The sequence below is a fragment of the Nocardioides sp. genome, from assembly GCF_051876515.1.
GTDB lineage: Bacteria > Actinomycetota > Actinomycetes > Propionibacteriales > Nocardioidaceae > Nocardioides.
This window is the reverse complement of record NZ_JBJEHY010000116.1, coordinates 1-10,955: the sequence shown is the minus strand read 5'-3', so window position 1 is coordinate 10,955 and position 10,955 is coordinate 1. Positions and strand designations below refer to the sequence as shown.

Annotated in this window: 14 protein-coding genes; 7 read left to right on the top strand and 7 right to left on the bottom strand. The window is 72.1% G+C overall.

Annotated elements, in window-relative coordinates:
- Positions 1–949, bottom strand: a 949-nt coding sequence (gene ccrA / locus ACI379_RS08425) for a crotonyl-CoA carboxylase/reductase (protein WP_439791636.1), incomplete at its 3' end; no start/stop codon positions are given.
- 134 nt (positions 950–1,083) lie between these two features.
- Complete coding sequence (gene mce / locus ACI379_RS08420; RefSeq protein ID WP_439791635.1) at positions 1,084–1,545, bottom strand: methylmalonyl-CoA epimerase; 462 nt, start codon at positions 1,543–1,545, stop codon at positions 1,084–1,086.
- Between the two features lie 154 nt (positions 1,546–1,699).
- On the opposite strand from mce, the gene ACI379_RS08415 reads away from it, so the two are divergent.
- Positions 1,700–2,890 (top strand): acetyl-CoA C-acetyltransferase, encoded by a 1,191-nt coding sequence (locus tag ACI379_RS08415; protein ID WP_439791634.1) that lies wholly within the window; start codon positions 1,700–1,702, stop codon positions 2,888–2,890.
- Positions 2,891–2,898: 8 nt separating this feature from the next.
- Positions 2,899–3,876, top strand: a complete 978-nt coding sequence (meaB, locus tag ACI379_RS08410) for a methylmalonyl Co-A mutase-associated GTPase MeaB (protein WP_439791633.1) — start codon at positions 2,899–2,901, stop codon at positions 3,874–3,876.
- 27 nt (positions 3,877–3,903) lie between these two features.
- On the opposite strand, the gene ACI379_RS08405 is transcribed toward meaB, so the two are convergent.
- Positions 3,904–4,530 carry a hypothetical protein gene (locus ACI379_RS08405; RefSeq protein ID WP_439791632.1) on the bottom strand — a complete coding sequence of 209 codons (627 nt, stop codon included), beginning with the start codon at positions 4,528–4,530 and terminating at the stop codon, positions 3,904–3,906.
- A gap of 222 nt (positions 4,531–4,752) precedes the next feature.
- Here ACI379_RS08405 and ACI379_RS08400 point away from each other — a divergent pair, with 222 nt between their 5' ends.
- Together ACI379_RS08400 and ACI379_RS08395 are read left to right on the top strand one after the other, a co-directional pair.
- The gene (locus tag ACI379_RS08400) at positions 4,753–4,920 is read left to right on the top strand and encodes a hypothetical protein (RefSeq protein WP_439791631.1); all 168 of its coding nucleotides are present in this window, start codon (positions 4,753–4,755) and stop codon (positions 4,918–4,920) included.
- A gap of 4 nt (positions 4,921–4,924) precedes the next feature.
- Positions 4,925–5,446, top strand: coding sequence for a PH domain-containing protein (locus ACI379_RS08395; RefSeq protein ID WP_439791630.1), 522 nt, complete (start codon positions 4,925–4,927; stop codon positions 5,444–5,446).
- Between the two features lie 12 nt (positions 5,447–5,458).
- On the opposite strand, the gene ACI379_RS08390 is transcribed toward ACI379_RS08395, so the two are convergent.
- Together ACI379_RS08390 and ACI379_RS08385 are read right to left on the bottom strand one after the other, a co-directional pair.
- Positions 5,459–6,172, bottom strand: a complete 714-nt coding sequence (locus ACI379_RS08390) for an SDR family NAD(P)-dependent oxidoreductase (protein WP_439791629.1) — start codon at positions 6,170–6,172, stop codon at positions 5,459–5,461.
- A gap of 194 nt (positions 6,173–6,366) precedes the next feature.
- Entirely contained in the window at positions 6,367–6,945 is a 579-nt protein-coding gene (locus tag ACI379_RS08385; protein WP_439791628.1) for a GtrA family protein, read from the bottom strand.
- Positions 6,946–7,034: 89 nt separating this feature from the next.
- Between ACI379_RS08385 and ACI379_RS08380 the strand changes: the two genes are divergently transcribed.
- A complete protein-coding gene (locus ACI379_RS08380; protein ID WP_439791627.1) occupies positions 7,035–7,976 on the top strand; it encodes a co-chaperone YbbN in 942 nt (313 codons plus the stop codon).
- A gap of 7 nt (positions 7,977–7,983) precedes the next feature.
- Positions 7,984–8,772 carry an EI24 domain-containing protein gene (locus tag ACI379_RS08375; RefSeq protein WP_439791626.1) on the top strand — a complete coding sequence of 263 codons (789 nt, stop codon included), beginning with the start codon at positions 7,984–7,986 and terminating at the stop codon, positions 8,770–8,772.
- Here the strand turns inward: ACI379_RS08375 and ACI379_RS08370 are convergent.
- Positions 8,758–9,648, bottom strand: a complete 891-nt coding sequence (locus ACI379_RS08370; RefSeq protein WP_439791625.1) for a LysR family transcriptional regulator — start codon at positions 9,646–9,648, stop codon at positions 8,758–8,760. The genes ACI379_RS08375 and ACI379_RS08370 overlap by 15 nt on opposite strands.
- 102 nt (positions 9,649–9,750) lie before the next feature.
- On the opposite strand from ACI379_RS08370, the gene ACI379_RS08365 reads away from it, so the two are divergent.
- A complete protein-coding gene (locus tag ACI379_RS08365; protein ID WP_439791624.1) occupies positions 9,751–10,698 on the top strand; it encodes an EamA family transporter in 948 nt (315 codons plus the stop codon).
- A gap of 4 nt (positions 10,699–10,702) precedes the next feature.
- Here the strand turns inward: ACI379_RS08365 and ACI379_RS08360 are convergent.
- Positions 10,703–10,955, bottom strand: a 253-nt coding sequence (locus tag ACI379_RS08360; RefSeq protein ID WP_439791623.1) for a putative PEP-binding protein, incomplete at its 5' end; no start/stop codon positions are given.

Sequence of the window (10,955 nt, the reverse complement as noted above, 5' to 3'; positions counted from 1 at the left end):
CGAAGACGATGTCGATGTCCTCGCCGCCGGTGAGCTCACGGATCTTGGCGCCGAAGCGCTTCCACTCCTTGGGGTTCTGCTGGGTGCCCTCCTCGTTCCAGAAGCGGTAGTCCTCCTCGGAACGGTTGATGATCAGCTCGGCGCCCATCGAACGGGCGATCTTGGCCTTCTCCTCGTTGGAGACCACGCAGACCGGGGTGGCGCCGCCGTTGACGGCGTACTGGGTGGCGAACCCGCCCAGGCCGCCCGAGGCACCCCAGATCAGGACGTTGTCGCCCTGCTTCATGTTGCCGCCGTTGGCGGAGACGAGCTGGCGGTACGCGGTGGCGTTGACCAGGCCGGGGGAGGCGGCCTCCTCCCAGGTGAGGTGCTCGGGCTTGGGCATCAGCTGGTTGGCCTTGACCAGCGCGATGTGGGCGAGACCGCCGAAGTTGGTCTCGAAGCCCCAGATGCGCTGCTCGGGGTCGAGCATCGTGTCGTTGTGGCCGTCGGGAGCCTCGAGCTCCACCGAGAGGCAGTGCGCGACGACGCGGTCGCCCGGGTTCCACTTCTGCACGCCGGCGCCGGTGGCCAGCACGACGCCGGACAGGTCGGAGCCCACGACGTGGTACGGCAGGTCGTGGCGGGCGCCGAGCTCGGAGGTGCGCCCCAGGCGCTCGAGGAAGCCGAAGGTGGAGACGGGCTCGAAGATCGAGGTCCACACGGTGTTGTAGTTGATCGCGGAGGCCATCACGGCCACCAGCGCCTCGCCCGGGCCGAGCTCGGGCAGGGCCACGTCACCGACGTGCAGGGACTTGCGCGGGTCCTTGTCGCGGCTCGCGACGCCCTCGAACATGTCGACCTCGTCCTTCTTCACGAAGGCGGCCCGGTAGTAGTCCGGCAGCTCGAGGCTGGCGAAGTCCTCGGTGGTGGCGTCCGAGGACTGGATGGCATCGAGGATGTTCTGCACTGGTGCTCCTGGGTCTCTGGGCCCGGCCGTGGCCGGGACGTCGTGAGCGGGAGGTTACCCGTTGGTAACCGAGGATGGGAACCACTGTGCCCCAGTTCATACGCGCCCTGGGGACACGTTCACGGGGCGAGGGATCAGTGGGCGGCGTCCGCGGCGGGCTCGACGAGCTCGACCAGCACGCCGCCGGCGTCCTTGGGGTGGATGAAGTTGACGCGGCTGTTGGAGGTGCCGCGCCGGGGTGCGTCGTACAGCAGGCGCAGGCCACGCTCACGCAGCGTGGCGGCGGCGGCCTCCACGTCGGTCACGCGGAAGGCGAGCTGCTGCATGCCCGGGCCGCTGCGGTCCAGGAACTTGGCGATCGTGGAGGACTCGTTGAGCGGGGCGAGCAGCTGGATGCAGGAGCCGGAGTCGCCCACGCCCACCATCGCCTCGCGCACGCCCTGCTCCTCGTTGACCTCCTCGTGGAGCACGACCATGCCGTACGCGTCGCGGTAGAAGGCCATGGCCTCGTCCAGGTCGGCCACGGCGATGCCCACGTGGTCGATGTGGGTGAACAGGTGCTGGACGTCGTCCGGGAGGGAGGGGTGCGCATTCATGGCGACATCGTGGCTGACGGGGATGGTCCAGCGCGAGGCCCTGTGACGGTCGCCTCACCCGGACACCCTCACCCGGACGGGTGCACCATGGGTAGTGTCCGCCGCACACGGACCGCATCTGCATGCGTCACTCTCTACCTCCGGAGGCACCCACATGTCCGAGACCGCACGTCCCACGTCCGTCATCGTCGCCGGGGCGCGTACGCCCATCGGTCGACTGCTGGGCGGTCTGAAGGACCAGTCCGCCGCCGACCTCGGTGGTGTCGCGATCGAGGGTGCCCTCGCCAAGGCCGGCGTGAGCGGCGACCAGGTCGACTACGTGATCATGGGTCAGGTCATCCAGGCCGGCACCGGCCAGATCACCGCCCGCCAGGCCGCGGTCAAGGGCGGCATCCCCATGGGTGTCCCGGCGATCACCATCAACAAGGTCTGTCTGTCCGGCATCAACGCCATCGCCCTGGCCGACCAGCTCATCCGTGCCGGTGAGCACGAGATCGTCGTGGCCGGTGGCATGGAGTCCATGACTCAGGCGCCGCACCTGCTCCCCAAGTCGCGCGAGGGCTTCAAGTACGGCGACACCGCGCTCGTCGACTCGATGGCCTACGACGCCCTGTACGACCAGTTCACCGACCAGCCGATGGGTGGCCTCACCGAGTCGGTCAACGACCTGACCCGCGAGGAGCAGGACGCCTTCTCCGCGCGCTCGCACCAGCTGGCCGCCGAGGCGTGGAAGAACGGCCTCTTCGACGACGAGGTCGTCCCCGTGACGATCAAGTCCCGCCGCGGCGACGTCGTGGTCAGCCAGGACGAGGGCGTGCGCGGCGAGACCACCGCCGAGTCGCTCGGTTCCCTGCGCCCGGCCTTCGCCAAGGACGGCACGATCACCGCCGCCTCCTCCAGCCAGATCTCCGACGGGGCCGCCGCGGTCGTGGTGATGAGCAAGGCCAAGGCCGAGGAGCTCGGTCTGACCTGGCTCGCCGAGATCGGTGCGTCCGGTCAGGTCGCCGGCCCCGACTCGACGCTGCAGCTCCAGCCGGCCAACGCGATCAAGAAGGCCGCCGAGAAGGAGGGCATCGCCGTCTCCGACATCGACCTGTTCGAGATGAACGAGGCGTTCGCCGCCGTCGGCATCTGCTCGGCCCGCGAGCTCGGCGTCGCCGAGGACAAGGTCAACGTCAACGGCGGCGCGATCGCCCTGGGGCACCCGGTCGGCATGTCGGGCGCCCGGATCGTGCTCCACCTGGCTCTCGAGCTCCAGCGCCGCGGCGGCGGCATCGGTGCCGCCGCGCTGTGCGGCGGTGGCGGCCAGGGTGACGCCCTGATCGTCCGGGTCCCGAAGGCCTGACGGCCAGCATGACCACGCAGGCCGGGGGCCGGCGCCGTTCCACGGCGTCGGTCCCCGATCTCGTCTCCCGGGCCCGGCAGGGGCAGCCGGCAGCGGTGGCGCGTCTGATCTCGCTCGTCGAGGACGCCTCGCCCTCGCTGCGTGAGGTGATGTCGGCGCTGGCGCCGTACACCGGACGGGCCCACGTCGTCGGCATCACCGGCGCGCCGGGGGTCGGCAAGTCCACCTCCACCAACGCGCTCGTCGGCGCCCTGCGCGCCCGTGGTCGACGGGTCGCGGTCCTGGCCGTGGACCCGTCCTCCCCGTTCTCCGGGGGAGCGCTGCTGGGGGACCGGGTACGGATGGGCGACCACGCGCTGGACGCCGACGTGTTCATCCGGTCGATGGCGTCGCGGGGACACCTGGGCGGGCTGGCGTGGTCCACCCCGCAGGCGATCAGGGTCCTCGACGCCGCCGGGTTCGACACCGTGCTCGTCGAGACCGTCGGCGTGGGTCAGAGTGAGGTCGAGGTCGCGGGGCTCGCCGACACCACGGTCGTCCTGCTGGCGCCCGGGATGGGCGACGGCATCCAGGCGGCCAAGGCGGGCATCCTGGAGGTGGGTGACCTCTACGTGGTCAACAAGGCCGACCGCGAGGGTGCCGACCTCGTACGCCGCGACCTGCGCGGGATGCTCGCGCTGACCGAGCGGGCCGACGGCGCCTGGCGCCCCTCGGTGCTCAAGACCGTGGCCCAGACCGGCGAGGGGGTCGACGCCTTCGCCGACGCCCTGGCCGAGCACCGTACGTGGCTGGAGGCCACCGGCGCGCTGGAGCAACGTCGCGCCGCCCGGGCCAGGCGCGAGATCGAGGCGATCGCCACGGCCGCACTCCGGGCGCGGTGGGGAGCACTCGGCGCGCGCAGCACGCTGGACGACCTCGCCCACGAGGTGGCCCGGGGCAGCCGCGACCCGTACTCCGCCGCCGACGCCCTGCTCGACACCGTCTGAGGCATCCGCGCAGGGCGGTCGCGCGGGTCAGTCGACCCGTGACGGTCGAGCCGCCGACTCGGCGTCCCGTACGGAGTCAGCGAGGTCCTGCCGGGTGCCGCGCAGCACCCCGCTCAGGGTTCGCGCCGCCACTCCTCGGGCCACCGACAGGCGGAGCAGCAGCGGGGTCTCCGGGGTGCCCACGTCGGCCACCACCACGGCGGTGCCGTCGGAGAGGTGTACGCGTACGTGGTCCACCCCGGTCAGCGCCGACGCGGTGCCGTGCAGGGCGCTGGTCCCCGCCGCCGTGACGGCGACCTGTCCGGACTCGATGCCGTGGTGGGCGACGGGGGAACCGGCCGCCGTGCACACGAGCGCGGTCGCGAACCCGTCGTGCTCGGTGTCGATCGAGCGGAGGACGGCGCGCAGGGTCTCCGCCCACGGCAGCAGGACAGCCAGGTGCGCCTCGTCGCTGGGCGGGGCCGAGCTGGCCGCGGTGGTCTGGCGCCGACGCAGTTCGCTGGCGCCCGGGTTGAGGCCCTGGACCTTGGGGCGACGGGCGTCGGGCCGGCGGGACGGCAGCGCGCGACGCGGGACCGGGGTGCGTGGCGGCCCGGCCGCCGAGTCGGACGAGGCTGCTGCGGGTGCCTCGGACGTGGACCGGGACTCGGGCACAGTCACTCCTGGACAGTCGACGGAAAGTGGCAGGGTCCCGAGGGTGACGGAGGCTCCGGTGATCGGGGGATCCGCGCGGAACCGTCATGGTCCCACGCACCGGTGGGCGACCGTCACGGCTAGAGGGTATTGCCTATCTCACGGGCGCGCCTGCGGACGTTCGACCCTGCGGGCTGGTACCAATGACCCGATCTGTCCACCGATTCTCGGGAGAGTCACACCATGAACGCCAAGAAGGCGTTGCTCGTTTTGGTCGTGCTGTTCGTCGGCTTCTGGCTCTTCACCGACCCCAACGGGCTTGCCAATGCGGGCCGCGACGGGGCCGGCTGGATCTGGGACCTGCTGGTCGGGCTGTTCCGTTCCCTGATCGACTTCCTCGACGCGCTGTAGCCCGATGGGCCTGCTCGCCGCGGTCACCGACCCGGACATCCGGCGCCACCTCCTGCGGGAGGAGGGCGAGGTGATCGTCGACGAGGTGCGCCACCACTGGGTGGTCTACCTCCTGCCCGCGGTCGAGGCGTTGGCCGCCCTCGCCGTGCTGTGCACCCTCCCGTTCGTCAGCCCCCAGCTGGCGTGGCTGCCCTTCCTGGTGGCGCTCGGCCTCCTGGGCCACGGCGGTTGGCGTGCGCTGACTGAGCACATGGACCGGTTCGTCATCACGAACATGCGGGTCTTCCGGGTCAACGGGGTGCTCTCCCAGCAGCTCGCGACGATGCCGCTGTCCCGGATCCTCGACATCACGGTCGTGAAGCCGCTGCACGGGCGGCTGTTCGGCTTCGGGCACTTCGTCTTCGAGTCCGCCGCGCAGGAGCAGGGCCTGCGCGACATCAGGTACGTCGGCCGACCCGACGAGCGTGACCTGTCGATCCAGCGCGTCGTGCAGCGAGCGGGTCTGCGCGGCCCGCGGGTCAACTGAGGGCCGCGCGGCTCAGCTCAGGTAGAGCGTCTGCCCGGTCAGGCGCGCGGCATCCCCGCTGGACAGGAAGAGCACGGCGGCGGCCAGCGCCTGGTGCGTCTCGACGTGCTCGCGCACGAGCAGGTCGCCGCTCATCGTGTTGCTGCGCAGCGAGATCTGGCGGGGGATCCAGCTCGGGGCGGGCTCGACGACCGAGTTGATGCGGGTGCCGATGCGCGCCCAGCTCTCGGCCGCGCGGCGGGTGTCGGAGCCGAGCGAGGAGATCGCGAGCTCCGAGCCGGAGACGAGCGCCTGCCAGCGCAGCACGGCGGCGGTGTTGATGATGACGCCGCCGCCCGGGGCCGGGCTCTGGGCCAGACGCATGCGCAGCCGGGTCATGAGGAAGGCGGGGCCGAGCATCCCCAGCTGGACCGCCTGTCGTACGAACTCCTGCTCCTGGGAGTCCATGCCCATGGGGAGCGTCGCTCCGGCGGCGTTGACCAGGATGTCGACGGGACCGGCGCCCGACACGAAGGTGTCGATGGAGTCCTGGCGGGCCAGGTTGAGCTGCTCGTAGTCGAAGCGGGACAGGTCCGCGTCGTACAGGCTGGACAGGATCATCGTGCCGGTCACCGTGACGTCGGCGCCGGCGTCGGCGAACGCGTGGGCGGTGGCCAGCCCCGGGCCCTTGGAACCGCCGGTCACCACGACCCGGTAACCAGAGAAATCGTGCCCAAGCACGCTCATCGCGTTCCCTCCCAGCCTGCCGGCACGTCCGGGCATGCCGGACTGCTGGCCCCGATAACGGCCATCACCCGGGTGCCGCAGGGGACGGCTCGACCTGAGTGACTGACGGCAGTTCTACCACGGAGTAACCTCCGGGGTATATAGGAGATCCCGATCATTTGCCGGTGAACTGGAGAAATGCCTCCCGGTCTCCGTCAGCGCGGCAGGGAGGGCTCTTCGGGAGCGCTGGAACGGGATCCCTGTCGGTGCACGTCGCGCACCGAGGCAAAGGTCCAGACCTTGTTGAGCAGGAACGTCAGCGGGGTCGTCACCACGATGACGATCAGCTGCGCCCAGTAGAGACGGGTCCGCCACCCAGAGGAGTTGTCGAGCACGTCCGCGGGCAGGCTCAGGAACGAGTGCGGGTGCATCAGCAGGGTGAGCAGGGCCAGACCGATGCCCTGCCCGACCAGACCGACGGCCAGAAACGGCCAGTACTCGCGCCACCAGGCGCTGTGCGCCGCGGAGCGGAAGGTCCAGTGGCGGTTGAGCAGGAAGTTCGACAGGTTCGCCACGAGGAAGGCCACGGTCGAGAAGACGTGGTACCAGCGCAGGTGGAAGCCGCTGCCGCCAAGGGGGAACACCGCGTCGTCGAAGTGGGGACCGATGCGGCGCAGCATGATCAGCACGGCCATGTTGACCAGGACCCCGAGCCCGCCGACGACGACGAACCGGCTCAGCAGCACGATGTTGTGCCGGTGCCGGTCCAGCACCCGCCCGAGGAGTTCGCTCACCCGGCGAGCCTACCCATGAGGTGGCGTTGCTCCGATTCGTACCGTGGCGTCGGTCGGCGCGCCCGGGGCCGCCTCCCTAGGATGGGGCCATGACGCAGCAGCCGTTCAGCCGTCCCGGCGCCCTCGACCTCTCCACGCTCAAGCAGCCGGCGCCCGCACGCGCCGGTCTGGACGCGGGCGCGCCCGCCACCGGCCCGGCCGCGGTGGCGGCCACGTCGTACAGCGTCAACGTCGACGAGCAGAACTTCCAGGGCGTCCTGGAGTCCTCGATGACGGCGCCGGTCCTGCTGGTCTTCTTCTCGCCCACGCGGATGCCCGAGTCGGTCACCCTGGCCAGCGACCTGGCCGCCGTCGCCGGTGAGTTCGAGGGGCGCTACCTGGTGGGGCTGGTCGACATCGACGCGGCACCGCAGATCGCCCAGGCCATGCAGATCCCCTCGATCCCGCTCGTGCTGGCCGTCGTGGACGGGCGCCCGATGCCGCTCCTGCAGGACGTCCTGCCGCCCGAGGAGCTGCGCCAGGCCCTGGAGTCGGTGGCCCAGCAGCTCACCGCGCAGGGGATCGCCGGGCGCCACCAGCCCCGCAGCGCCGCCCAGACGGACGGCGAGGAGCAGGTGAGCGACCCGCGCTACGCCGCCGCCGACGCCGCGCTCGTCTCCGGTGACGTGGACGCAGCCGTCGCCGAGTACCAGAAGCTCGTCGACGCCAACCCGGCCGACGCGGAGGCGGCGGCCGGTCTGGCGCGGGCCAAGGTCCTCAAGCGCACCCAGGGGGCTGACCTCAACGAGGCGCGCGCGGCGGCTGCCGCTGCCCCCGACGACGTGGAGGCCCAGATCCTCGTGGCCGACCTCGACCTGCTCGGCGGCCACGTCGACGACGCGTTCACCCGCCTGATCAACCTCGTCGCCCGGACGGCCGACCCCGAGCGCTCGAAGGCCCGCGACCACCTGATCGAGCTCTTCGCCGCCGTCGGCAACGAGGACCCGCGGGTGCTCGTCGGCCGGCGCAACCTCGCCTCCGCCCTGTTCTGAGGCGGTCGTGGCCACTGGTCCGGCGGACGCGGTCCGGGTCGCGCTGAGCGGACCCGGCCACCTCCTGCGCGGCTTCGGCACCTGGCGCACCCGACCACGCCTCATGGCGTGGGGTGCCCTGCCGGCGCTGCTCGTGCTCGGCGTGCTCGTGGCCGGCTTCGCGGTGCTCGCCCTCCAGCTCGGTGACCTCGCGCAGTGGCTGACGCCGTTCGCCGACGGGTGGGGCGAGAGCCTGCGTGACCTGCTGCGACTCGGCGTCGGCGCGGTGCTCGTGGTCGGTTACCTCGCGGCGTCCGCGGCGCTCTTCGTCGTCCTCACCCTGCTGGTCGGGGAGCCGTTCTACGACCACATCTGGAAGCAGGCGGAGGAGATGTACGGCGGTCAGGCCCCCACCGGCGAGGTGGCCTGGAGCCGGTCCCTGCGGGACAGCGTCGTGCTGCTGGCGCGCGGCGCCGCCGTCGGTCTCGCGCTGTTCGGGGTCGGCTTCGTGCCGGTCGTCGGGACTGTGGTCGCCGCGGTCGGCGGCGTGACCGTCGCCGCGTGGGTCCTGGCGGCCGAGCTGCTCGCCCGACCGCTGGAGGCCCGCGGGATGGACGCGGCGGCCCGGCGGGCCCTGCTGCGGAGCCGTCCGGCCAGCGTCCTGGGGTACGGCTTCTCCGTCCAGGCCTGCTTCTGGGTGCCGCTCGGGGCCGTGGTCACCATGCCCGCCGCCGTGGTGGGAGCCACCTCGCTTGCCCGGCACCTCCTCGACGTCTCGGGACCCGCGGCCCCGCAGGGAGACTCAGGCCGGGGCTGAGGCGCTCAGGGCCTCGACCAGGACCCTGACGGCCGGCGACGGCGCCATCGAGGCCCGGTGGACGACCGCGATCCGCCGGGAGGGGAAGGGATCCACCAGCTCCAGGGCCCGGACGCTCCCGGGCAACGGCGCCCGTCCCAGCCGGGGGACCAGTGCGATGCCCAGCCCGGCGTCCACGAGGGCCACGTGGCTGTCGAACTCGGCGGCGACGTGCGCCACGTCGGTGCGGGTGGGGTGGAGCCGGTCGAGCCAGTCGCGGCAGATGCTGCCCTCGGCGGTGGCGATCCACCGCTCGCCGCGCAACTCCTCCCCGCTGACCCGCGACCGGTCGGACAGGCGGTGGCCCTCAGGCACCAGGACGTCGGCCACGTCGGTGGCGACGACGTGCTCGGTGACGTGAGCAGGCAGGGGGAGGCCGACCTCGCCCCAGCTGTGCACCACGGCGACGTCGGCGTGCCCGCCGGCCACGAGGTCGACGGCGTCCCACGGCTCACGCTCGGTCAGGGTCACGTCGAGGTCGGGGTGCTCGCGCAGGACCCGGCTCAGCGCGGGTGCCACCAGTCCGCGCACGGCGGTGGAGAACGCGGTGAGGCGCAGGTGCCCCTGGACCCGTCCCGACTCCTGGTGCAGGGACGACTGCAGCGACTCCAGGTCGGTGAGCAGGCGCGTGCCGGACCGGACCAGGCGGTGGCCCTGCTCGGTCAGCAGGACCCCGCGACCGACGCGCTCGAGCAGCCGGACGCCGGTCTGACGTTCGAGGCGCTTGACCTGCTGGGAGACCGCGCTGGGGGTGTACCCGAGGGAGTCGGCGGCGCCGACCACCGAGCCGTGCTCGGCGACCGCGCGCAGGGAGGCCAGGGCGCTGAGGTCGATCACGGGGCGCCAGCCGACGCGAAGAAGATCATGAAGAAACGCTACTGGAAACAGTGAAGAACCATTCGCTGGATCTTCACCATGAAGGGGCAGAGACTGACGCACGTGAATCTGCGCGACTCCCTGCTGGCCGCCCTCGTCGCCGCCGTGTGGGGCTTCAACTTCGTGGTCATCGACTGGGGCATGGACGGGGTCTCGCCACTGGTCTTCGTGGCCGTCCGGTTCACGGCCGTGCTGGTGCCGGCCATCCTCCTGGTGCCCCGCCCGGACCTGCCCTGGCGCACGGTGCTGGCCGTGGGCGCGTTCATGTCGCTGGGACAGTTCGGCTTCCTGTACGCCTCGATGGCCGCCGGCATGCCGCCCGGGCTGGCCGCTCTCGTCCTGCAGGCGCAGGTGGTGCTGACCATCGTGCTGGCCGCCGGAGCGCTGCGCGAGGTCCCCACCGCCGTGCAGGTGCTCGGCGTGCTGGTGGGCTCGGCCGGGCTGGTCGTGGTGGGGGTGGGACGTGGTGGGCACGTCCCGCTGTTCGCCCTGCTGCTGTGCCTCCTGGGCGCCCTCTCCTGGGCCGTCGGCAACGTGGTGGCCCGCGCCGCCGGTGCGGCCAGCGGACTGGGCCTCACCGTCTGGTCCGCCCTGGTGGTCCCGGTGCCCGCCCTGCTGCTCGCGGTCGCGCTGGACGGCCCCTCCGTGGTGGCCGCGTCGCTGTCGGCGTTCGGGTGGGAGGCGGCCCTCTCCACCCTGTACACGGCCGGGCTGGCGTCGCTGCTGGGGTACGGGATCTTCAACTCGCTGCTGGGCCGGTGGCCCTCGGCCGCCGTGGTCCCGTGGGTCCTGCTGGCACCGGTCGTCGCCATGGCCAGCGCCTGGCTGCTGCTGGACCAGCGGCCCAACGCGGCGGAGACCGCCGGTGGCGTGATGCTGCTCGTCGGTGCGCTCGTCGCGCTGAGGCCACGCGGCGCCTCGCCCCGCAGCGCGGGCGGAACGCCGCCGGCCCGGCCCTCCGCGGAGGACCGGGCCGGGCGGGAGCGTACGGAGCTGGTGCCCGACGCGTGACGGATCAGCCGAGCGCGGCGCGGCCCGCCTCGAGGCGGGCCACGGGGACCCGGAACGGGGAGCAGGAGACGTAGTCCAGCCCGGTGCGGTGGAAGAAGTGGATGGAGACCGGGTCGCCCCCGTGCTCACCACACACGCCGACCTTCAGGTCGGGCTTCACGCTGCGCCCCTTCTCCGTGCCCATCTCGACCATCCCGCCCACGCCGAGCTGGTCGAGCGACTCGAACGGCGAGACGTCGAAGATCCCGTGCTCGAAG